The organism is Halomonas sp. MMSF_3323 (genome assembly GCF_030733595.1).
Taxonomy (GTDB): Bacteria; Pseudomonadota; Gammaproteobacteria; order Pseudomonadales; family Halomonadaceae; genus Halomonas; species Halomonas litopenaei.
In genome coordinates this window covers 7,848-32,341 of record NZ_JASHIT010000052.1, presented here as the reverse complement: position 1 = coordinate 32,341, position 24,494 = coordinate 7,848, and the positions used below count along the sequence as shown (strand labels likewise).

At 61.9% G+C, this 24,494-nt stretch carries 14 protein-coding genes; 12 read left to right on the top strand and 2 right to left on the bottom strand.

All coding sequences use genetic code 11. The annotated features are described in order from the left end of the window. Nucleotides 1–225 precede the first annotated feature (225 nt). From RBB39_RS20630 to RBB39_RS20620, 3 genes are all read left to right on the top strand, one after another. Nucleotides 226–1,104, top strand: a complete 879-nt coding sequence (locus tag RBB39_RS20630) for an MBL fold metallo-hydrolase (protein ID WP_045994939.1) — start codon at nt 226–228, stop codon at nt 1,102–1,104. 151 nt (nt 1,105–1,255) lie between these two features. Next, nucleotides 1,256–2,434: a PLP-dependent aspartate aminotransferase family protein gene (locus RBB39_RS20625; RefSeq protein ID WP_306169371.1), complete on the top strand. Its 1,179-nt coding sequence runs from the start codon at nt 1,256–1,258 to the stop codon at nt 2,432–2,434. 168 nt (nt 2,435–2,602) lie between these two features. Further along, nucleotides 2,603–3,091 (top strand): DUF2938 family protein, encoded by a 489-nt coding sequence (locus tag RBB39_RS20620; protein WP_045994941.1) that lies wholly within the window; start codon nt 2,603–2,605, stop codon nt 3,089–3,091. Here RBB39_RS20620 and RBB39_RS20615 read toward each other — a convergent pair. Both RBB39_RS20615 and RBB39_RS20610 read right to left on the bottom strand, forming a co-directional pair. After that, on the bottom strand, nt 3,078–4,157 hold the full coding sequence (locus tag RBB39_RS20615) for a cytochrome c (protein ID WP_157033138.1): 1,080 nt from the start codon (nt 4,155–4,157) through the stop codon (nt 3,078–3,080). The two genes, RBB39_RS20620 and RBB39_RS20615, sit on opposite strands and share 14 nt — an antisense overlap. Nucleotides 4,158–4,461: 304 nt before the next feature. Beyond that, nucleotides 4,462–5,412 (bottom strand): LysR family transcriptional regulator, encoded by a 951-nt coding sequence (locus RBB39_RS20610; RefSeq protein ID WP_045994943.1) that lies wholly within the window; start codon nt 5,410–5,412, stop codon nt 4,462–4,464. A gap of 251 nt (nt 5,413–5,663) precedes the next feature. On the opposite strand from RBB39_RS20610, the gene rhmD reads away from it, so the two are divergent. The 9 genes from rhmD (at nt 5,664) to RBB39_RS20565 (ending at nt 24,417) form a co-directional block, all read left to right on the top strand. Continuing rightward, nucleotides 5,664–6,848: an L-rhamnonate dehydratase gene (rhmD, locus tag RBB39_RS20605; RefSeq protein ID WP_045994944.1), complete on the top strand. Its 1,185-nt coding sequence runs from the start codon at nt 5,664–5,666 to the stop codon at nt 6,846–6,848. 34 nt (nt 6,849–6,882) lie between these two features. Then, nucleotides 6,883–7,212: an L-rhamnose mutarotase gene (gene rhaM, locus RBB39_RS20600; protein WP_204249007.1), complete on the top strand. Its 330-nt coding sequence runs from the start codon at nt 6,883–6,885 to the stop codon at nt 7,210–7,212. Next, nucleotides 7,209–8,105, top strand: coding sequence for an amidohydrolase (locus RBB39_RS20595; protein ID WP_239452628.1), 897 nt, complete (start codon nt 7,209–7,211; stop codon nt 8,103–8,105). The genes rhaM and RBB39_RS20595 overlap by 4 nt, the downstream gene beginning before the upstream one ends. Nucleotides 8,106–8,171: 66 nt before the next feature. Further along, nucleotides 8,172–8,942, top strand: coding sequence for an SDR family NAD(P)-dependent oxidoreductase (locus RBB39_RS20590; protein ID WP_306169370.1), 771 nt, complete (start codon nt 8,172–8,174; stop codon nt 8,940–8,942). Nucleotides 8,943–9,005: 63 nt separating this feature from the next. Further along, a complete protein-coding gene (locus tag RBB39_RS20585; RefSeq protein WP_045994946.1) occupies nt 9,006–9,815 on the top strand; it encodes an aldolase/citrate lyase family protein in 810 nt (269 codons plus the stop codon). A 52-nt stretch (nt 9,816–9,867) separates the two neighbouring features. Next, on the top strand, nt 9,868–11,304 hold the full coding sequence (gene aldA / locus RBB39_RS20580; protein WP_045994947.1) for an aldehyde dehydrogenase: 1,437 nt from the start codon (nt 9,868–9,870) through the stop codon (nt 11,302–11,304). A gap of 125 nt (nt 11,305–11,429) precedes the next feature. After that, on the top strand, nt 11,430–13,121 hold the full coding sequence (locus tag RBB39_RS20575; protein ID WP_306169369.1) for a hypothetical protein: 1,692 nt from the start codon (nt 11,430–11,432) through the stop codon (nt 13,119–13,121). Between the two features lie 183 nt (nt 13,122–13,304). Further along, nucleotides 13,305–13,745, top strand: a complete 441-nt coding sequence (locus tag RBB39_RS20570; protein ID WP_045994948.1) for a hemerythrin domain-containing protein — start codon at nt 13,305–13,307, stop codon at nt 13,743–13,745. A gap of 967 nt (nt 13,746–14,712) precedes the next feature. After that, nucleotides 14,713–24,417 (top strand): immunoglobulin-like domain-containing protein, encoded by a 9,705-nt coding sequence (locus tag RBB39_RS20565; RefSeq protein ID WP_306169368.1) that lies wholly within the window; start codon nt 14,713–14,715, stop codon nt 24,415–24,417. Nucleotides 24,418–24,494 lie beyond the last annotated feature (77 nt).

The following is a 24,494-nucleotide window of genomic DNA, read 5'->3' as shown; positions in this document are numbered from 1 at the left end:
GCTGCAGCCCTTGTAAAGAGCGCTGGGGTGACTCACCCCCATGCGAGCGACCTTGCTGTCTAAGCGTCATCGTCAGGATTTTCTTTAGAAGAAGCCCAATTCCGAGAGGAGTTGGGCTTCTTTCGTTTCTGCTTCCCATGCGGAATGCTGCTCTGGATGGAACAAAGGTGCTAAAGAAAGATCGAAATGGCATATTCATCGTACACAGAGCGAAGGAGGTGCCAGATGCAACGAATTCGTCATTCCGAGGGACGGCCACAGGTGACGGGGTTCTTCGATACCGCGACATCGAGCGTCCAGTACGTGGTCGCGGACCCCGATACCAGACGGTGTGCCATCATCGATCCGGTGCTTGATTTCGATGCGGCCTCCGGTGCGACGTCCACCGCCAGCGCGGATGAACTGCTTGGCTACGTGAAGGAGCACGGCCTCGAAGTGGAGTGGGTGCTGGATACCCATCCCCATGCCGATCATCTGTCGGCGGCGCAGTATCTCAAGCAGCAGACGGGGGCGCCGACGGCGATTGGGCAGAAGATCACCGAGGTACAGGCGCTGTGGAAGGATATCTATCATTGGCCGGAGCTCGCCTGCGACGGTAGCCAGTGGGACAGGCTGTGGGCCGAGGGGGATCGCTTCTCCATCGGTAGTCTCGAGGTCGAAGTGATGTTCTCTCCCGGGCATACCCTGGCGTCGGTGACCTACCGCGTCGGTGATGCTGCCTTCGTCCACGACACCCTGTTTCAGCCTGACTTCGGCACGGCCCGGGCAGACTTTCCCGGTGGCGACGCTCAGGCCTTGTGGCAGTCGATACAGGATCTGCTTGCCTTGCCGGAAGATACCCGCATATTTACCGGGCACGACTATCGCCCCGGAGGCCGGGAGCCCCGGTGGGAGAGCACGGTGGCTGAGCAGCGCCGTGACAACATCCATCTCCAGGGTCAGCACGAGGCCGGCTACATCGCCATGCGCAATGGACGCGACCAGGACTTGCCGATGCCTGCGCTGATGCTGCCATCACTCCAGGTGAATATTCTGGGAGGACGTTTGCCCAAGGCAGAGTCCAACGGCCGTCGCTACCTCAAGATCCCGCTGAACGCCTTTTAAGCGCGGTGACGGCTGCTGAGAACGGCCTCCGAGACTGAACCCGTGAATATCTCGGCGGCGGGTGCTTGGGCACGCGTCTCTGGTGAAGTGTCTGCTTTCACGCTAGGTTGGTCAGACGGTGATTGGCTTGCAAGCTCACAAAGGAGGCAGCATGCCCCGTCTCGACCGCTACGGGCTGGCGACGCGCACCATCCATGGCCAGCAACAGCGTGATCCCTTCGGCAGTTCCCATATGCCGATCTACGACACCACGACCTTCGCCTTCGATGATACGGCCTCTCTGCGAGAGGTCGGAGAAGGGAAGAAGCGTGGAGGATTTTATTCGCGCTATGGCATGAATCCGACGCTGTACGCCCTCGAGGATGTGTTGGCAGGACTGGAGGGGGCCGAGGCCGCCCTGAGTTTCAGTGCAGGGATGGGGGCCATCAGCGCCTTGCTGCTGGCCCACGGCAAGAAAGGGGTGGTGGGCTACGGTGAGATCTACGGTGGCACTCTGGGGCTGATGTCGAAGGGATTGCCAAGCCTCGGTTATCCCGTCGACCTGGTTTTGGACGATGAAGGCGACGCTCTCGAGCGGAGGCTACGCGAGGGCGTTGGTCTGGTCTTCGTGGAGACACCGAGCAACCCGACCCTTGCCATCACCGATATCGAAAAGCTGGCGAAGCAGGCGCACGCCCATGGCGCACTGGTGGTGGTGGACAATACCTTTGCCACGCCGGTCAACCAGCTGCCGCTGCCACTCGGCGCCGATCTGGTGGTGCACAGTGCCACCAAATATCTGGGAGGGCACAGTGATCTCACCGCAGGGGCGGTGATGGGCACTCGTGCGTTGCTGGAGCCTATCGATTGGTGGCGTCAGTCTCTGGGCAGTGCACCATCGCCGCAGACAGCGTCATTGTTGTCGCGAAGCCTCAAGACCCTGTCGGTTCGAGTGGCGCAGCACAACCGTTCGGCCCAGACGATCGCCGAAGCGCTGCAATCGCATGCGGCGGTACGTCGTGTCCACTATCCTGGCCTGACGAGTCACCCCGGGCACGAGGTGGCCAGGCGGCAGATGCGTGGGTTCGGAGGCATGTTGACGCTCGAGCTGGAGGCGGACCTTTCGTTGACGGAGAAGATCGCGGAATCGCTTCGCTGGTTTGCCCTGGCACCAAGCCTGGGTGGCGCCGAAAGTCTGGTGACTCAGCCCCGCACGACCACCCACGTGGACTTGAGCGACGAAGAACGCCAGCGCAGAGGTATTTCGGATAGCATGTTGAGATTGTCGATAGGGCTCGAGGAGGTGGAAGACCTGCTCGAGGATCTCGATCAGGCGCTGAGGCTTGCTTGAAGCAGCATGAAGAAGGCGGGGCAGGTCGATGCTATCTCGGCAGGGCGATTGTCTTGCCTGTATTTTTCAGCTTGGCCTGCGCGCGTCGGTGATGACGCCGATCGTGTGACGGGCGCTTATGCCTTCGGCTCCAGGGCGATTGATGGAGTCCAGTGTCAGGAGAAAGGGATGTTCGATACGCTTGGTCTTGCCCTGGTGATCGGTGTCGGCGGGACTGCCCTGCTTGATCTGTGGAATTGGCTGTTGAACAAGTCGATAGGGCAACCACTGCCACCCTGGCATCTGGTCGGCCGTTGGTTTTCGGGCTTGCCCAAGGGGAGACTGGTCCATCGGCAGGGGGTCGCTTCCTCGCCTGCGATCGGAGGGGAGCTCGCCATCGGCTGGATCATGCACTACGTCGTGGGCGTGAGCTTTGCCTTGGCGCTGTTGTTGGTGTGGGGAGATGGCTGGGCGTTGGCACCGACCTTTGGCCCGGCCTTGATCGTGGGCCTGGTGACGGTAGGCGCGGGCTGGTTCATCCTGCAGCCTGGCATGGGAGTGGGAGTTGCCTGCTCGGGCGCTCCCAACCCGAGCCTCGCCCGCATGAACAACGTGGTGGGCCATATCGTCTTTGCCCTGGGCATGTATCTGACGGCGCGTCTGATCACGGCGGGCTGAGCAGATACCTCGGGGTGAAGCGAGGTTCCAGATAGACGGTCTGGGCCGTCAGAGCAATGCTCTCGAGTGCCTTGTTCAATCGCTCCGGTGTCAGATCGGCCCCCGCTGCAGCCAGGGCTTCTCCGAGCAGGGCGCCAAGGGCGTAGCCGCGCAGGGCTTCGGGCCCCTGATCGTGGAGGGCGGCCCAGCTCAGGGCGTCCTGGTGCGGTATGGCGAGGATAACCTCATGGCCGGCTTCTGCCAGGGCAGCGGCGTGTTCGCCGAGATGATCCAGACAACCGACCAGGGTTCTGGGGGTGTCCAGCAATTCACCATTTTCCAGTTCGTCGACAATATTGTCGCTGGCGACCAGGGTCACATCGGCTGCCGCCGAGAGCGGAAGACTCATGGTCATCAGCCGAAAGCGAAATTCATCGCCAGGGCGACCGAGCAGGCCCACGCGCTGTGCGCTGGTATTGCGCACTTCCTTGACGGCGGCCACCAGGCAGGCCGTCTGCAAGCGCTCTTCCAGCCGGTTGTCGATCTCGGTCAGGGTCGTCAACACGTCAGGCCGCGTCGTCACCTCGATACGTCGACCAAAAGCGCCGCCCTGGCTATTGAAGGCAGCAATGGCCGCGCTGAAGCCGATATCCAGGTCCGAATTTCCGGAGATGCCCACCAGCACACGTGTGGGTTCGATGCCGGTGTCCGCCGCCGCCGAGAGCTGTTGCAGGTGGTCGATCAGCGAGTCCAGAACGTCGTCGTCCAGCGCGTAACGTGGCATCTGCGCAGACAGTCGGCGTTGATCGGGAGCGATGCCCTGACTCAGTGCCTTCAGCAGACTCGTTCGATCATAGCCAGGCTGGTGGTCTTCGCTGGTCAATGCCGTCCAATGGACAGCGGGTGCAGTGCCATCGATCCCCAGGCCATCGACACCGTGGCAGCTTGCACAGGAGGGATGAGGTGACTCGCCGTGGGTTCCCTGCTGGTAGAGGGTCTGTCCTGACGTCAGAGGAGAGGAGTCGGCGGCTCGGGCAGAAAGCACGATGCATGAGGCCATGACGGCAAGTCGAATGCTGGCTCTCAAGGCAGGGTGTCCTCCCGCTATTGCGTGTCCATGTACAGTAACGCAGCTTCCGAGTGACTGGGCAAGCTACCATCGTCCCCTCCCCCCGCTCCTTGCTGCCCACACACTGTAGCCGGGATTGCCGACTCAGGGCGGCTGACCTCAGAGTTTGTGGTCAGTCGACACAGCCTCTGTCGGATGCTAACCGCCAACCTGTCGGTGCGACTCGAGGTGTTCCCGAAGCCGCACGATTTGGCACGTACCGAGCAAGAATTTGCCAATTGGGTCCGCCCGAAAATGACGTTCGTCCCAGTGCTGGCGGTCGCTACCTGGCGTCTCCTGGACGAGCCCGACCGGCTAGCGTCCTCAAGCGTTCGCAAAGCGCTCTCGCTGGTTCACTAAGCAAGCTTCCCTTGCGGGTCATCAGGCCGTAGGGCGCCAGGGTGCGTCCTAGCGACAGCGGCAGGGCCTGAATATGGCCCATGGCCAGGTGTTCACTCAGCACGCTCTCCGACATCACCATCAGGCAGTCGCTGCGCTGTACCAACTGCAAGGCGGCGAAAATCGAGCCGCACTCGATCACGTCGCGGGGGGAGACCAGGCCTTGAACCTCGAACGCCTTTTCTACTGCCTGGCGAGCCGGTGTACTCAGCGGTTGCAGCAGCCAGGGCCAGTCGTCCAGCAATGCGGACAGCGGAGGGAGCTCTGGCTCAAGCAAGGGGTGTCCGCGCCGCACGACCGTCAGCAGGGTTTCTTCGCCGAGCGCCTCGAAGTCGAAGGCGTTGTGTTGCGAGGCGGTGGTGTAGCGGGCAATGGCCAACTCTATCTTGCCCTGATCAAGCAGCTCGGCCAGTTGGTCGCTGGTTTCGCCCATCAGTCGTATCTGCAATAGCGGTCGGTCGCGCTTTAGCGCGATGATGGCATCGGCGACCAGATCCGGCGCTGCGCCCATGATGGCGCCCAACGCCAGTTGCCCCTGGCCGCCCAACTGGTGACGACGAACCTCCTCGGCACAGCGGTCGAGGCGCGCCAGGGCGTTGTCGGCAAAGTCGATCAGCATCTCCCCGACACTGGTAGGCAACATGCCCCGCGACGTGCGCTTGAACAGCTGGCAGCCGAAAGCCCGTTCGATTTCACCCAGCATGCGCGTGGCGGCCGGCTGGGACATGTGCATGGCGTCGGCGGTCTGGTGAAGGTTCTTGCGGCGACCGAGGGTCGCGATCATCAAGAGATGCTTGTAGCGCAGGCGTGCCAGCAGGGCCTGATAGGCCTCCATCGAATCTCCTTGGAGTGGGAAGTGATACCTAAAGATTATGATCAGGTAGCGCGTGCTGATGCCTTAGACATTGGTCGAAATCATTATTAGAGAGCGATAAGCGGGAGGTTGCCGAGGGCCGCCTAGGCACGGGTATTGCCCTCATCCAATAACAAAAAGGTATCAGAAGAGCCGCCTTTTCGATTGGTGTCGACGACCACGAGTTGGCTAGAAAGGAGTCATTCCAAGCGCATTATCCGAGGGAGAATCGCATGACCGATGTCACCATCAAGCAGGTTCGCGCCTACACCGTTCGCGGCGGCGGTGCCGACTACCATGACCAGGCCGAAGGACACTGGATCGACGGGCAGATCTCCACACCCATGAGCAAGTATCCGGAATACCGGATGAATCGCCGCAGCTTCGGGCTCAATGTGCTGGGCACCCTGGTGGTGGAGGTGGAGGCCAGCGATGGCACTGTGGGCTTCGCGGTGACCACCGCCGGCGAGATCGGCGCCTTTATCGTCGAGCGACATCTGGCGAGGTTTCTCGAAGGTCGCAAGATCACCGAGATCGAGAAGATGTGGGATCAGATGTTCAACGCCACCCTGTTCTATGGTCGCAAGGGCGTCGTGATCAACACTATCTCCGGGGTCGACCTGGCCCTCTGGGACCTGCTCGGCAAGGTGCGCGGCGAGCCGGTACACGAACTGCTGGGGGGCGCCGTGCGCGACGAGCTGCAGTTCTACGCCACTGGCGCGCGCCCGGATCTGGCCAGGGACATGGGTTTTATCGGTGGCAAGATGCCGCTTGCACATGGCCCTGCCGAAGGCAATGAGGGGCTGACCCGCAACCTTGAGCATCTGGCCGAGATGCGCTCGCGTGTCGGTGACGACTTCTGGCTGATGTACGACTGCTGGATGAGCCTGGATGTGAACTACGCTACACGACTGGCTCATGGAGCGAGCGATCTGGGGCTCAAGTGGATCGAGGAGGCCCTGCCGCCGGACGATTACTGGGGCTATGCCGAGCTCAAGCGTAATGTGCCCAAGGGGATGCTGGTCAACACCGGTGAGCACGAGGCCACCCGTTGGGGCTTCCGCCTGCTGATGGAAATGGACTGCTGCGATGTCATTCAGCCTGACGTGGGCTGGTGCGGTGGGGTAACCGAATTGATCAAGATCTCGGCGCTGGCCGATGCCCACAACAAGCTGGTCGTGCCGCATGGCTCCTCGGTGTACAGCTATCACTTCGTTATCACCCGCCACAACAGTCCCTTTGCCGAATTCCTGATGATGGCGCCCAAGGCCGATGAGGTCGTGCCGATGTTCCATCCGCTGCTGCTCGATGAGCCAGTACCGAGCCAGGGCCGGATGTCTGTGTCGGCGCTGGACAAGCCGGGTTTCGGGGTTCGCCTGAATCCCGAATGCGAGCTCAGCCGTCCCTATACCCATTGAGCAGCGGCGTCGATGGTGACGTCAGGGAGGCCCCATGGAATTGAAAGCCTTTCGCATGAACCTGTTCCCCGGCCAGCATCAGGAGTACCGCCGTCGCCACGATGCGTTGTGGCCGGAGTTGGGCCAGGCGCTGGGCGACGCCGGGGTGATTGACTACCGGATCTTTCTGGACGGCGATCGCCACGCCCTGTTCGCGGTGATGCAGCTGGCCGAGGGCCACTCCGTCGATGACTTGCCGGAGCTCCCCGTCATGCGTCGCTGGTGGGCACACATGGCCGATATCATGGACACCCATCCAGACGATTCGCCTGTTGTGGTGGATCTCGAGGAAGTCTTTGCCTTCGTTCCAGGAGCCACCTCATGAGCGCCATCTCGATCGTCGATCCCCATCTCCACTATTGGTCACTGGCCAGCGGTAACCAGCCCTGGCTGGAAAACCCGGTACCCAATCTGCTGGGGGACTACTCGCCGATGGCGCAGGATCATCTGCCGGAGGATCTTGAGCGCGCGCGAGGTGAGGTCGATATCCAGGCCTGCGTCCACGTGGAGGCCGATGCGGTCGATCCGGTGGCGGAAACCCGCTGGTTGGCCGAGGTGATCGCCAGCGGAGCACGGCTGGCGCCCGATGCTCTGGTGGTCGGGGTCGACCTGTCACGTGGGGATGCCGAAGAGCAGCTCGATGCTCAGCGCGAGCTGAGCGATCGGGTATGTGGCGTACGTCAGATCCTGAACGTTCATGACGATCCACTGTTCGACTACGTGGGGCGTGACTACGTCAGCGAGCCAGGCTGGCGAAGCAATCTACGCATGCTGGCATCGCGGGGGCTGTCCTTCGACCTGCAGATCTACCCGAGCCAGATGCCCCAGGCGGCTGCGCTGGCACGTGAATGCGACGACATCCTTTTCGTGCTCAATCACGCGGGTATGTACGTGGACCGACAGCATCTCGATGGCTGGCGTGCCTGGAGGGATGGGCTACGTGAGCTGGCGGCCTGCGACAACGTCATGATCAAGCTCAGTGGCTTCGGCATGCTCGACCATCGGTGGACGCGAGACGCGGTAGTGCCACTGGTGTGGGAGGCCATCGATGCCTTCGGTATCGAGCGGGCCATGTTCGCCTCCAACTTCCCGGTGGACGGCCTGTACGCCGGCTATGAAGACATCTGGCGGACCTACCTCGAGATCGTGACGGGCGTCTCCGACAGCGAACGCGATGCCCTGTTCCGCGACAACGCCAGACGCTGCTATCGACTGTGAGCGGTATCTCGCTCGCCGCCTCCGGCCCATCTGGATGCTTTGACCCCTCTATTTCAGGAGAACGCCATGTTGCTCAACGACAAGACCGTCATCATCACCGGTGCCTCGCGCGGCATCGGTGCCGCAGCGGCGCTGGAGTGTGCCCGCCAGGGTGCTGATCTGGTCATCGGCTACAGCGGTAGTCCTTCCAGCAAGGGCCAGGTCGATGAATTGATTCAACAGATTGAAGCGCTGGGGCGAAAGGCCGTGGCCGTGGGTGCCCCGGCAGAAGATCCTGACACCGGCGAGGCGCTGGTGGCAGCGGCGGTGGAGCACTTCGGCGGCGTCGACGTGTTCGTCAACAATGCCGGCATCTGCCCCTTCCACAGCTTTCTCGACATGCCCCGGGAGACCTACCTGAAGACCGTGGATACCAACCTCAACGGTGCCTACTTCGCGGTTCAGGCGGCGGCCAGGCAAATGAAGGAGCAGGGCCGAGGCGGGGCGATCATTGCGGTCAGTTCGATCAGCGCCCTGGTGGGCGGCGCCATGCAGACCCACTACACGCCGACGAAAGCTGGCCTGCTATCGCTGATGCAGTCCTGCGCGGTGGCGCTGGGGCCCTACGGCATTCGCTGCAACGCGGTGCTGCCCGGCACCATCGAGACCGACATCAATCGAGACGATCTCAGCGACGACGGAAAACGCCAGTACATGGAGTCGCGGACGCCGCTGGGACGTCTCGGAAACCCGGACGACCTGGCCGGACCCATCGTCTTTCTGGCCTCCAACATGGCCCGCTACGTCACCGGCGCCTCGCTGCTGGTAGATGGTGGCATGTTCGTCAACCTGCAGTAGCGACGGCGACACCACAGCGGCCTTGATAGTAATGGACACACGACCTTGACCTGGAGCTTGACCATGCAACTTCCCGACAACCGTTTTCGCGCCGGTCTTGAGCGCGATGCCGTCCAGTTCGGACTGTGGTCCGGCTTTGCCAGCGGCTACTGCGCCGAAATCGAGGCGGGCCTTGGCTACGACTGGATGCTGATCGACGGCGAGCATGCGCCTAATACGGTGCCCCAGATTCTGGCCCAGCTGCAGGCGGTGGCGGGGTATCCGGTGGCGCCGGTGGTGCGCTGCGTCAATCACGACCCGTCGTTGATCAAGCAGTTGCTCGACATCGGGACCCAGACGCTGATGGTGCCCATGGTGGAAACAGAGGCCCAGGCGCGCGCGCTGGTGGCGGCCATGCGCTATCCGCCTCATGGCAAGCGGGGTGTCGGTGGCGGGCTGGTGCGGGCCACGCGGTGGGACGATGTCGAGGACTATCTGACGTTGGCCCATCGGGAGCTGTGTCTGATCGTACAGGTCGAATCCGCCGCCGGCGTCGACAATGCCGCCGCCATCGCTGCGGTGGAGGGCGTGGATGCGGTGTTCATCGGCCCCGCGGATCTTTCGTCGGCGCTGGGACACCCCGGTGATCCGGGCCATCCCGAGGTGCAGCAGGCGATCGCTGCCACCATCGAGACCGTCAAGGCGGCGGGCAAGGCGGTGGGGATCCTCGCCCCGCAGGAAGACGATGCCCGCCGCTACATCGGCCTTGGCTGCGACTTCGTCGCCGTGTCGATCGATGTCAGCCTGCTGCGCCAGGCGGCGAGGGCGTCACTGGCGAGGTTTGACGAGGCGGCGGGGGGCAGCGCTACCGCGGGCGCTTCGCGCACCTACTGACGCAGACTCGTCCCACCACACCATCCGACAACGACAAGACAGGAACACAGACATGAGCCAGATTCCGACTCACCAGAACTTTATCGACGGCGCCTTCGTCGACTCGCCCGACCACCTGGAGGTGTTCAACCCGGCCAATGGCGATCTGCTGTCACGCATTCCCGAATCCGACGGTGAGCAGGTGGAGCGAGCCATCGGTGCGGCACGTGATGCCCAGAAAGCCTGGGCGGCGTTGCCGGCGATCGAGCGGGCCGGCTACCTGCGCCGAATCGCCGAACGTATTCGTCAGGACGTACCACGGCTTTCGCGCATGATCACCGAGGAGCAGGGCAAGGTGAGCGGTCTGGCCGAGGTGGAGGTGAACTTCACCGCCGACTACCTGGATTACATGGCCGAGTGGGCGCGGCGCATCGAAGGCGAGGTGATCGAGAGCGATCGGCCCAACGAGACCATCCTGATGCTGCGAAAGCCTCTGGGGGTGGTGGCAGGAATACTGCCCTGGAACTTCCCGTTTTTCCTGATCGCCCGCAAGATGGCGCCGGCCCTTGTGACCGGCAATACCATCGTCATCAAGCCCAGCGAAGAGACGCCCAACAACTGCTTCGCCTTTGCCCGCATCGTCGAGGAGGTGGGGCTGCCCAGGGGCGTATTCAACGTGGTCAGTGGTACCGGTGGCAGCGTCGGGCAGGCGCTCAGCGACAGTTCACGGGTCGACCTGATCAGCTTTACCGGCAGCGTCGCCACCGGTTCACGGATCATGCAGAGTGCCTCGCGCCACCTGACCAAGCTCAATCTCGAGCTTGGTGGCAAGGCGCCGGCCATCGTCCTCGGTGACGCCGATCTTGAGCTGGCGGTGAAGGCCATCCGCGCCTCGCGCATTATCAATACCGGCCAGGTCTGCAACTGCGCCGAACGGGTCTATGTCCAGCGCAGCGTGGCCGACGAGTTCATCGAGCGAATGTCCCGGGCGATGGACGCCACCACCTATGGCGATCCTCTGGCCCAGCCCGACGTGGAAATGGGGCCGTTGATCAATCAGGCAGGCCTGACCAAGGTCGATGCGATGGTGAAGCAGGCGGTAGGAGAGGGCGCCGAATTGGTCAGCGGAGGCAGCGTCGCTGATCTGGGCAAGGGGCATCACTATCGACCCACGGTGCTGGCCGGTTGCCGCGACGACATGGCCATCATGCGTCAGGAGATCTTCGGCCCGGTGCTGCCCATTCAGGTGGTGGAGGACATGGACGAGGCTATCGCCCTGGCCAACGACTCCGAGTACGGCCTGACCTCTTCGATCTATACCCGCAGCCTGGCCAACGCCATGCGTGCCTGCCGCGAGATCGACTACGGCGAGACCTACATCAACCGCGAAAACTTCGAGGCTATGCAGGGCTTCCACGCCGGGGTGCGCAAGTCCGGCATCGGCGGCGCCGACGGCAAGCACGGACTCTACGAGTACACCCACACCCAGGTCGTCTACCTGGAGGCCTGAGCGGCAGGCAGTGACGGCAAAGCGTCGGGAGTGACGGTGTGCGAGAGGCCACCTGTCGCGTCATCAGCGACAGGATCGCCATTCACTCCCGATGGCAGCCAACATTCCCCGAAGAGAACAAGATCATGACCGAGTCTACATCGACCGAGCCGCGCGGCTCGGCGGGAGCGGCCGGCCTTGAGCGAGTGCCGCCCAGCCAGCAGTTGAGCGGCAAGTACTTTCTGGCGGCGTATTCCGGTGAGCATATCGCCGGTACCGAGTTCGTCATCGGCGCCGCGCTGGTGTCGCTGGGGGTAGGGACCAGCGACCTGATCTGGGGGCTGATCCTGGGTAACCTGATGGCGGTGCTTTCCTGGGCCTGGGTCTGTGCACCGGCGGCGGTGCGTGCTCGCATGACCGTGTACGACTACCTTGGCCGGGTGGCCGGCCGCCGATTTTCGGCGGCCTTCAATCTGGTCAACGGTTTGTTCTTCATGATACTCGGCGGCGCCATGATCACGGTGTCGGCCTCGGCCTTTCGGGTGCTGACCGATATTCCGCCGCAGACCGCCTGGTACCCACAGAGTCTGAGCTTCGTTGCGCTGGCCCTGGCGGTAGGGGCGGTCACGGTCTGGATGGTGATGAAAGGCTTCAAGCTGATCGCCAACTTCGCCAGTGTCTGCGCGCCCTGGATGATCGTGCTCTTTCTCGCCAGCGGTATTCTGTGCCTGCCGGTATTGCTTGATCATGGGGCGGCAAACGGCCTGACCGGTCTCGGCGATGTGCTTGATGCGCTGGTGTGGACCGGGGTGACTCCCGAGGGTGATCCGGGCCTGTCGGTGTGGGTGATCGCGGCCTGGGCCTGGAGCGTCAATCTGCCCCTGCACCTGGGCATGAGTGACATGAGCACCTTGCGGTTCGCGCGCAAGGCCTCCTACGGCTACTTTTCTGCCTCGGGCATGTTTATTGGTCACTTCATGGCCTGGCTTTGCGCGGGCTTGATGGGGGCGGCAGCGGCACTGTTGCTGAAGTCGACGCTGGTAGAGCTGGATCCTGGCGCGGTTGCCTTCCGCGTACTGGGGGCGATGGGGCTGCTGGCGGTGGTAGTGGCCGGCTGGACCACCTCCATTCCAAGTCTGTATCGCGCGGGGCTCGCGTTTCAGGCGCTGTTCACGCGTCACGATCCTGACCGTGTCACTCTGGCGGTGGGCGTGGTCACCACGGTAGTAGCCTGCTTTCCCTTTGCGTTTACCCAACTCCTCAACGTGCTGTCCTATTTCATCATCCTGATGGCGCCGGTCGGCGCGATCATCGCCGCTGAACACTTCGTCCTGCCACGCCTCGGAATAGCGCCGTTCTGGCGCCACCGGCAGCAGCGTGTGGACAATCTGCCGGCGATACTGACCTGGGCCGGGGCATTGTTGCTGGCGCTGGGACTGCTGCTTCAAGGATCGCTGCACCTTTTCACCATCTTCATCCCGGTGTGGGCGCTTTCGTTTTTCGCCTATCCGCTGCTGTGTCGTGTCATGGGGAGCCTTCGTTGCTCCACGCAAGACCCCTGGGAGGAGGCCTATGGTCCCATCGATGTCAGCGAGAGCGAACCGGCCGCGATGCCTGCTCCGGTGTCGACCAGACAGCCGAGCTTCGTGGTCGCGGTGGCTTGCCTGGCGGTGATTCTGGCCATGTCGCTGTGGCCCTGGCTGGGAGCCGCTGCGCCGGAAGATTTCCTCGAGACCTATCAGTGGTGGATTGTGCCGCCGACCCTGGTGTACTTCGTCAGTGCCATGCTCTGGTTGCGTACCCGGCGTCAGCCGGACCGGCAGCAAGTCTCTGTTTAAGCGGAGAAGGAGTCACGGACAGACTCGGTAGACTTAGGCGATCGTAGGCTTCGGGTTGCGGATCTTGAACAATATAACCATCCTTGTATAAGTTTGGTATATGGAAGAGCCGTGACACCGCCATGGAACAGACGCCGTCGACGGCGCGATCCTGGCTTCGCTTCGACAAGGAGGAAGAGATCCGTGACCATCTTTGAAGCCCTGCGTGAGAGCCACGACAAGCAGCGCCGCCTGCTGGAACTGCTGGTGGAGACCGAAGGCGACAGTGACGGGCGCGATGAGCTGTTCAAGCGCGTCAAGGAGGAGCTCGAGAACCACGCTGGCGCAGAAGAGCGGGCCCTGTACATGCCGATGATGGAGCATGACATGACCCAGGAGAAGGCGCGGCACAGCGTGGCCGAGCACCACGAGATCGATGAGCTGATCGAGGCGCTCGAGACGACCGACTACAGTTCACCGGGCTGGCTTGCCAGCGCCAAGAAGCTGCAGCATCTGGTCACTCATCACCTCGACGAGGAAGAGCAGGAGGTGTTCCAGCTCGCCGGACGTGTCTTCGACGATGCCACCAAGGCCAACCTCGCCGAAGAGTACCTGCAGGACATGCAGGATCGGGAAGCCGGCTGAAGGCAGACGCTTTCCAAGCCGCTTGCATAAAGGGCGCCGGAGGAAACTCCGGCGCCCTTTGTCGTGTGACAGGACTCTAGGGCTTGTCTGAAAAGTGCCTGCGCTCGGTAATACGGCGTTAAAAATCGGATCAACATGCTCATTTACACCCCGTAAACTGCGCTGTCTCACCGATTTTTGCCTTGTCTAACCTTCGCTCGTCGACTTTTCGGACAGCGCCTAGGACCGGGCGTGTCGGAGTGGCGCCCCGGCGGACCAGGTTTCCAGCGCTCCACCCAGCGAATGCCTTCAACGGTGCTACCTCCGTAGCTTCGCCGAATATCCAGCGCTCTATGCCACAAGGCAGAGGTGGGTGCAGCCTGGCCAAGTCGGCCCGCCTGAAAAGATTAGTAAAAAAGAATGATGAGAAACGTACTTTAATAGTGATAATTATAATACCTTAATATCTAGAATAATAATATAAAGTGTTTTATATAGTGGTTTCTGGAATCGAGAAGCATGGTGTCACGCAGAGGCGTGAGTGTTACCTAATATGCAGTTTCGTGCATTCTTGAGACGTGTTTTAGCTAAAAATGTAACAAAATGTTCCAAAGTGCTATAACTCGGGCAAGGTTTCTTGGATGCATCTTACCGGTGTTAAGGCACTGATCAATGTGGTCTCCCTCCTTGTTCACCGGTTGCGATACGTCGGTTTGCATTCCTTCCGAGGGTTCGGTCCAGGAGCCTGGGTGACTGGCCAGTGACAATGATAATCGATCTACGACAGGGGCTTGGTGCTATGAATTCACGGGTTAGAATTCTCGACATGGAAGGGGAGGTCTGGATTCGTGATGACTCCGGTCAACTGCGTCTGCTGAGAGTAGGCGAAAGCCTATCTACCGATGCTGTTGTTTCGGCTCCCCAAGCCGCCACCTTGGTACTCGAAGGAGACCCAGCCCTTAGACTGAACCTGATGACGACGGATGGCGTGCTCGTTTCTCGACTGCTGAGTGAGAGCCCTTCGCCATCCGATTCGGGCGATTTTTACCGCGGGCCCGATGATGACACGCCCCTCGGTGAAGGGGATTTCAGTCGTACGGGAGAGGAGATCGGTGACGAAACCCTGAATGAGCTGCTGGCTGAACTCGAGGAGAATCCTCCCCAGGCGGGTAGTAGCTCATCGGCTGGAGGGAGCGGTAATGAAGGACACGGTTTCGTACGCCTTTTGCGCATCGTCGAAAACGTGGATCCGCTAGCATTCAATTTCCCTCTGGCGGATGAGGTGGGCATTGAAGTGCGTGACGGTGACCCCATCGACGATGATGATGGTGCCTTGCTGGATGATGCGCTCAGCGTGAGCGTCGAACTGTTGGGCGCGGGAGCCGACGGCATCTTTTCTCTGGCGGAAATCGGCGATGATGGCAGCGTCACCGCCAGAGTGATTCTTGGTGACGATACGGAGGTCGGTGATCGCCTGGTGGTGGTTGCCGCCGATGGCAGTGTACTGCTGGATCGCCCGGTCACGGTGACTGATCTAACGGAAGGCGTCGATCTGGAAGTGCCTGTTGCGCCCGGCGATGACAGTGTCAGTGTCCAGGCGACCGTGACCGACGCCGATGGCAACAGCGACAGCGACGACGATACCAAGCCGATCGACGACCAGCCGCCGACGGTGGAGGTCAATCTGGCCGGCGCCGGTGATGATGGCGTCTATAACCTGGCCGAGATCGGCGACGACGGCAGTGTCACTGCCAGGGTGACCCTGGGTACGGGCACGGAAGTGGGCGACACCCTGAGGGTGACCGATAGTCAAGGCAATGTGCTGCTCGAGCGTAGCGTCACCGGCCAGGACTTGAGCGATGGGCTCGACGTCGAGGTGCCGGTCACCAAGGGCGACGAAAGCGTGAGCGTCACCGCCACCGTCACCGATCCTGCCGGCAACAGCGACAGCGACGACGACACCAAGCCGATCGACGACCAGCCGCCGACGGTGGAGGTCAATCTGTCCGGCGCCGGTGACGATGGTGTCTATAACCTGGCCGAGATCGGCGACGACGACAGTGTTACTGCCAGGGTGACCCTGGGCGCGGGCACCGAAGTGGGCGACACCCTGAGGGTGACCGATAGTCAAGGCAATGTGCTGCTCGAGCGCAGCGTCACTGCTCAGGACTTGAGCGATGGGCTCGACGTCGAAGTGCCTGTCGCCACGGGTGATGAAAGCGTGGGCGTCACTGCCACCGTCACCGATCCTGCCGGCAACAGCGACAGCGACGACGATACCAAGCCGATCGACGAGCAGCCGCCGACGGTGGAGGTCAATCTGTCCGGCGCCGGAAGCGATGGTGTCTATAACCTGGCCGAGATCGGCGACGACGGCAGCGTCACCGCCAGGGTGACCCTGGGCGCGGGCACCGAAGTGGGCGACACCCTGAGGGTGACCGATAGTCAAGGCAATGTGCTGCTCGAGCGTAGCGTCACCGCCCAGGACTTGAGCGATGGGCTCGACGTCGAGGTGCCTGTCGCCACGGGTGACGAAAGCGTGAGCGTCACCGCCACCGTCACCGATCCCGCCGGCAACAGCGACAGCGACGACGACACCAAGCCCATCGACGACCAGCCGCCGAGCGTGACGATCTCACTGATCGGGGCCGGTGATGATGGTGCCTACCAGCAGAGCGAGATCGGCAACGACGACAGTGTTACCGCGCGGGTGAACCTGGGTGCCGGCACCGAAGTGGGCGACACCCTGAGGGTGACCGATGGTCAAGGCAACGTGCTGCTCGAGCGTAGCGTCACCGCCCAGGACCTGAGCGATGGGCTCGACGTCGAAGTGCCGGTGGTGGCCGGTCAGACCCACGTTCAGGCAAATGCTCGGGTCACCGATCCGGCGGGCAACTCCGACGACGCCTTGGATCGCAAGCCGGTAGCGCTGAGCATCGAATTGAGCGCCAGCAGCACGGTCGTCGAGGGTGAGTTCATTACCGTAACCGCGACCATGGACAATGTGGCCGATCGCGATGTGGTGGTGACGCTCGAAGACGGAAATACCATCACCATTGTCGAGGGCGAGCGCAGTGCCAGTATTCAGGTGGCGAGCCGACCCGATGAGCATGTGAATCAGGGGGAGACGAGCCGGGGTTTCTCCATCGAGTCGGCCACGCCCACCGGCTACGACCAGGTCGATCTTGGCGATGGCGTCACTACCCTGATGGTGGACGACAACGACATTACTCGACTGGTGCTCAAGGCCACTCCTGAGGTGAAGGAAGGTGGCGCGATCACCTACACGGTGGAGTTGCAGGACCCACAGGGCCAGCCCCGTAGCGCCGACAAGGCGATCGCTGTGACCTTGGCCAACGGCGAGTCGCTGACTGTACCGGCGGGTCAGACCAGCGCCTCGGTCACGGTGGCCGCGCCATCAGACGATGTCTACGTCGATCCCGGCCAGGTGGTCAACTCGATCCGTGAGGCGAAGGAAGTGGAGCCTGATGGCCAGCCGGCCAGCGGTATTGGCACGCTGGAGAAGCTCGAGGTCGACTCCGCCACGGTCAGCACTCAGGTGAATGACACCATCGATGAAGTGGTGGTCTCCCTGAGTGCGCCTGACGATGCGGATGAAGGACAGGCAGTCAGCGTCACCCTGACCGTCGAGGAACCACCCCAAGGCGGCCCTCTGACGATTACGCTCGACGATGGCACCAAAGTGGTCATCGCCGAGGGCGCCACCAGTGCCCAGGTGACGTTGCGTGCTCCCGATCAGGACCAGAATCTGGGGCCAGGCGAAAGCGCCGATGATACCGCTTCCTGGACCATTGGCATCGATACCTTGACGGGGGGTAACTACGAGAAGCTGGTTGCCGGGGGCGACAAGACGGTCATCGTCCATAGCGATGTCCCCGAACTGACGATTCCCGATGACAACGGTCCCACTGTGGCAGGAGACGCCAGCGTCAGCGAAGCCGGCCTCGAATCAGGCTCGCTGGCTGACGATAGCGATGTGGTGTCGGGAGTCATCGCCGTGGGCTCGGGCGGAGTCGACGAGGTGGCCAGTGTTGCATTCGGTTCCATCAGCAAGTCCCTGGCAGAGCTTCAGGCAGCGAGCGCCAGCCAGCCGATCTCTATCGACATGGCCTACGGAACCTTGTCGATCACAGGGTACGACGCGGTTGCCGATGAACTGTCCTACACCTATACGTTGACGAAACCAGCAAATCACGCCAGTGGTTCGGTGGTGGATTCGCTAGCGGTCAAGGTGACCGATGACTCCGGTGACAGCCGTCAAGATAATCTGGATATCCTGATCCGCGACGACGGTCCCTCTGCCACCAGCGACTCTCTGCAGACCACCACCGAGGGCGACGCGCGTACAAGCGGCACCAACCTGTTGGTCAACGACACCCTGGGCGCCGATGGGGCCCGGGTCGAGAGCATCACCTTTATCGATCGCAGCGGTGCCACGACCGCCCGCAGCATTTCCGACGGCGGCAGTGTGACTGTGGAGACTCGCTACGGCAGCCTGACCGTTGCAAGTGATGGAAACTGGAGCTATACGCCTGTCGCCAGCGCCGCCCATCCTCGCCCGCAGGGTAATGACAGCGGCGATACGCTGCGCGACGATTTCAGCTATGTGCTGATTGATGCAGACGGCTCTCGGTCGAACACCGCGCAGCAGCCGGTGTTGGTCAAAGACACCGAACCGAGCATCGGTGATCCGACCGATGGACGCCTCGACGAACAGTATCTGGCATCTGGCTCCGAGCCGAACACCAGCAAACGCTCGGTGAGCGGTGATCTTGATGTCAACAAAGGTCAGGACACCATCGATACCCGGTTCACCGCTGATACCGTGGCGACCCTGAATCAGCTTGGGCTGACCTCCGAGAATCAGGCGATCGGCTATTCGCTTTCCAGTGATGGGCACACCTTGACCGCCCGTGCAGACGGCGAAACGGTATTTACCATCAGCGTGCTCGATGCCGGTAGCAACGATGCCAGCTACCGCTTCACCCTGGAGGGCCCGCTGGATCACGTGACCTCGGTGGTCGATAGCAACGGCAATATCGTGCTGACGCTACCGTTCGAGGTGATCGACAGCGACGGCGATATCGATGAAGACGACTTCCAGGTGACCGTGGTCGATGACCCGGCGCAGGAGTCTCAGAGCATCACCTTGAAAGAAGATGGCAAGAAAACCTTCTCCACCCCCGCCAACGCTACCGAAGATACCCTGGCGATCAGCGACGCGCCGGAGTATGGCAGTGTCACCATCGGTGCCGACGGCAGACTGACCTACAAGCCCGACGGCAACTACAGTGGCGCCGATGCCTTTACCTATACCTACACAGAGGGCGGCACCACCTATTCGGTAGACGTCGATGTGACCGTCACCCCCGTGGCTGACAAGCCGGATCTTCCGTCATCATCGGCGGCGACCGACGAAGATGTATCGGTGGCGCTTGGTCTTGCCGCACCATCGCCTACCGACACCACCGATCAGAACATGGGGGCAGCAGGGGACAACCCCGAACTGCTGGGGGCCATTACCGTGTCCGGGCTTCCCTCTGGAGCCAAGCTGCTGAAGGCCGACGGTAGCGTTATCGACACCAAGGGCAAGAGCACGCTGACCATCAAGCTGTCCGATGGCTCCCATCTTTCGACCTTGGACGACGGTGACGTTGACCTGGTGATGACCCGTGCGGAATTCGAGGGGCTGAAGGTAGCGCCGAAGGCACAGGACGGCAGCAATTTCTCGTTATCGATCCAGGTCTCGAGCTATGAGGTCGACGCCGACGGCGAGCGTCTGAGCGGCATCCCGGGAGCCACCTCGGCGATTCGTGTCCCGGTAACGGTCCAGGCGGTCACCGATGACGTGACTTTGACCTTCGCTGACGACACCGATCACAAGGTCTTCAAGACCGCGGAAGACGTCGCCTTCAACCTGAGCGAGACGCTGAAGGCGTCTTTCGAGGATCTGGACGGCAGCGAGTATCGTGAACTGTTGCTCGAGGGATTGCCCGAGGGCACCGTGGTCACCATCAACGACAACCTGACGCGAGTCGTTGGCGCCAGTGGCCAGGTGCGGGTACCCGCCGGTGGGCTGAGTGCTTCGACTACCGACTTCCCCAAGATCACCATTACGCCGCCGGATGACTTCAGCGGTGAAATCAAGGGAGTCTCGGTAACCTTGAGAGCGCGGGATGGCGACGCCGATGGTCCCTCGCCGAACGGCGTCTGGAAGGAAGACAAAGTCACTCTGGACATCGATGTGACTCCAGTGGTGGATGACCCTTCCGTCAGCGCGCGCGGTACTGAAGATGAGGCCTTCAAGTTTCTCGCCTCGCTCAAGGTCGGGGATGACGACGGTGGTGGTGCGACCAGCGAGACGATCACCTCGATCGAGATCGCCGTGGTACCCGATGGCTGGGAGATCCGCAACGCCGACGGCAACCTGGTGCACACCGGCAACGGCAGCGACGGGTTCAGCGTACCCAAGAGTGACGTGGATAGCGGTGCCTTCAAGAACTACAGCCTGACCGGGCCGGCCCACGAGAGCGATGACCCAAGCCTCACGCTCAAGGTCGGGGTCACCGATACGGCCACCATCGATGGCGCTACTGTCAGCGATGAGGAGGTCAAGGAGGAGACCTACTCGCCCAAGGTCGCGCCCAAGGCGGAGGTCATTGCCGCCAGCGGCGTCAGCGACAGCGATGGCGATGGCAAGGCCGATCTCACCATGACCGGTGGGCATACCTATGGCGCCAGCGACGGTGTCGCCGAGGACGAGTGGTTCAAGCTGACCAATGATGATTTCGACTTGAAGGACGATTGGTCGAATCAGGACAGCGATGGTTCGGAGAAGACCTTCGCCCGACTGACGCCGGAGCAGCTGGATGGTCAGGCCGGAGACATGATCGGTGCCAGCTTCCGCTATCTCGATGAGGCTGGTCAGTGGGTAGAAAAGTCCTACGACGGGACCCCGGTAGAAATTCCGGTCCAGCATCTTTCCAGCGTGGAGTTTCGCCCGCCGACCAATCGCAAGGGCACCTTCCAGATCCGCGTGCAAGCGAAGACGGTGGATACCGATGGAGAGGGCAACGTGGACACTTCGGTGTCCGGCGAGGCGCTGTTGACCGGCATCCGCGTCCAGGAACCAGTAGCGGATCGTGTGTCCCTGGGCTACGAGCCGGTGGCCCAGACAGATGAAGACACGGCGGTGGCGCTTGAACTTCGGCCCCAGAGCGATGATCCCAACGAGGTCTATCGCATGACCCTGTCCGATCTGCCGGATGGGGCGGTGCTTCACTACAATGGTCAGCAGGTGGCCGATGACGGCAATGGCAACTATATCATCGACAACTTCGATGCCAGTGTGCCTCTCACCATTACACCTCCACCGGACAGCAACGAAGATTTTTCCATCAAGGCAACACCTGTCAGCGTGGACACCTTCGGTGGCGTCACCAGCGAGTTCACCGGTGAAGCACGCGATATCCTGGTCAAGGTCAAGGGAGTCGCAGACGCTCCCGAGGTGACCACCAGCGTCGAATCCTACGTGGAGCAGGCGCTGGACGATGGCGTGACCGAGGTACGATTGAGCGATCTTGTCACGGTGCAAAGTGGTGATCGTGATGACTCTGAATCACTGGCCTACCGCATCAGCGGGCTGGACGAAGGCTTCGCCGTGGCCGGAGCGGTGCTCATCAGTCCTGAGGATGCCGAGGGCGACGAGCGGGTCTGGGTCACCAGAGAGCTTGCCGATGTGCGCATCACCACCCCTGACAACTTCAGCGGTCGTGTCGACTTCAGTGTCACCCCGGTGGTGACCGAAGATGATGGCGATTCACGCGATGGGGACCAGCATCAGGTCTCGTTCGAAGTGACGCCGAGTCCTGAAGGGGTGATCGAGACCGATTCGCGTCTTGTCGAGGATACCCTGGGCAAGCTCGATTTCAGTCTGGTAACACAGAATGGCGACACCAACGAGATGCTCGAGACGGTGTGGATCGACGCCGCTGATGTGCTCCAGGCGCCATTTACCATCTACGTCGGCAATTCCACGAGCACCACGCTCGTCCAGGCGGCGGCCACAGACCCGGATGTCACTCTGGAGGGCGGCGAGTACAAGCTGACCAATGGCGCCTGGGAGCGTCTCTACGCCAAGGGGGATGCCAACTTCGGTGCGGGTAGCGCCGAACTGGCGCTGCGCTACCAGGTGACCGACACACCGAACGCCGGCTACGAAGGTCAGTTGGATGACGTGACGTCGGCACCCAGGGATGCCATTCATCAGGTAGTCATCGATGCCGTCACCGACACGCCGACCATCGATATCACCAGCATCGTCAACCTCTCGGGTGGTGGTGTCAGCATCACCGGCAATGACGTCAATGCCGGGACCGGTGATCGCGTTCAGGTCAATGTCGCGGTCGATCAGTCCGCCGACGCCGACGCAGGTAACCAGCCCGACGAGGACGGCAGTGAGTCGCTCCGCTATTTCCTGATCGATGGTGTGCCGGAGGGCGTCAGTGTGGAAGGGGCCGAATATATCGGCGTGGTGGCCGGTGACAGCGGCGGCCGCCAGTGGCGAATCGAGTTGGATCCGCCCCAGAGTTTCGACGGCCCCATTCCGCAGCAGCACTCTTTCGTCTTTGTCCTGGGGGAAGGGGGGCAACTGAACGATATCAACAACCACTCCATCACCATCACCGCGGTGACCCAGGACGCCGGGGGCAACACCCTGGAGCAGAGCGCCAGCGCAAGCTGGACGCTGAGCGGCAGTGGCGATGACAACGACGGGGAGGATGCCTCCGATATCGAGCGCTGGGACAACGACTCCAGTGCTGCCATGACCGAGGACTCGGCGTCTCCGCTGTCGCAGCTGATCGATGCCCAGATCGCAGGGAACGATGGTGCCAGTTCCATCACCCTCAGCAATCTGCCGCCGGGGACCGTGGTCACGGGCATGGAGGAGACCACGGTCAACGGCCAATCGGTGTGGTACGCCAGTACCGACGGCGGTGGTCAGGCCGCATTGGATGACCTGATGGCGTCGATCAGCGTGACGCCACCGGCCAACTGGAATGACAATGGCGAAGATTTCACCTTCGACGCCACCCTGACCACCCGCTCATCCAGTGGCAAGGAAAACTCACATTCTGTCACCGTGGATCCTCCGGTTACTCCGGTGACGGATACCCCCGAGGTCAGCGTATCGGGCGAGCTGGCCGACAATGGTCGTGATGTTGACTTCGAGGTCGGCGTCACCAGCCCTGCCGACAGCCCGGACGTTACGCTGGTGGACGGTCAACTGGTTCTGACCCTCGACGAGAGTGGAGCAACCGATGCCGATGGTGGTGCCGTGCCAGGCGGTACCCTGTTCTACAACGGCCAGGCGCTGGCGCCAGGATCAGATGGTCGCTACGTCATCGACGGCGTCGCAGTCGGAGACACGGTCAATCTGACCTACCGTCCGGCGGTGGGGGTCTGGGGAGACGTCTCGCTTGTCGCCGAAGGCTCCACCCAGGAAACCGACGCGACCAATCGGGAAGCCGATCAGGACCAGGCCAGCGTCGAGGTACCGCCGCCGCCGCCTGAAGTGTCGGTCAACGACATCCGGGGAGAGGAGGACAGCCTGATCGATGTCAGCGGTCTCGAGGTTGATTTGCTCGACCCCTCCCAGACCCTGGAAGCGGTGCTGATCGATGGCCTGCCTAACGGCTGGCTGGTGATGACCGGAGCCGACGCGGCTTCCGCGACCCTGGCGGAGAACGTAGGCAAGGGCAGTTGGTCGATTCTCAAGCCTGACGGTAGTCTGCCGGCCTACGTCGGCCTGATCCCTCCACGTGACTGGAGCGGAGACCTCAGTGGCGCCGATAGCCTCTCGGTGACAGCCATCGCCGGCCGTGATGGCGAACGTTACATCGGTGACGAGGCGTTCTCGGTGTTGGTGGACGCCGTGGCCGATCCGATCGAGGCCGATCCGTTGCTGAGCTTCGGCGATGAGGGCGACAGAATTCCGCTCAACCTCAACGCCTCGGTGCTGGATCGAGACGGTTCCGAACAGGTGACGTTGACCCTCAAGGGGCTGGGGGAGCACGCCAGCTTCTTCAGTGGCGACAATCTTCTGGACTGGACCTACGACGCCGGAACCGATACCTATGTGATCGATGACATCTCAATCGACCAACTGAATGCGCTGACGCTGGTGCAGAAGGCGACCGATGGCAATGTCACCCTGGACTTCAGCCTGGCCACCGTGGACGGTCAGGATACCCTCGACCCGCCTTATGAAGGCCAGGTGGATCTCGATATCCGCGCAGTGGAGCCGACGACCGGTGACGATACGCTGCTCTACAGCGGCAAGGCGATCAATGGTCTCGGTGGTGACGATGTGGTCGAGTTGCGCTTTGGCGAGGACATCGATCCCGGCAAGGTGCGCAATATCGAGACACTGGACCTGATGGGGGAGGGCCAGGACCATGACGTTACCTTGAGTGCACAGGATGTGCTCGACATGACCAGTGGTGATGAGCTGTTTGTGCGTGGTGACGCCGGAGACAGGGTCTCCTTGAGAGCCGATGAATGGTCCGCCACCGGCAATCAGGTGCAGGAAGATGGCATCACCTACAACGTCTACGATGGAAACGGCAACGCCGTGCTCAAGATCCAGGATGGTATCGACGTGGACATCTGATTCGCCGACTTGCCCGGTAGGTGGCAACGGGGGACACAGTCCCCCGTTGCCGCATGGCTAGCGTGAATCGCTGGCTC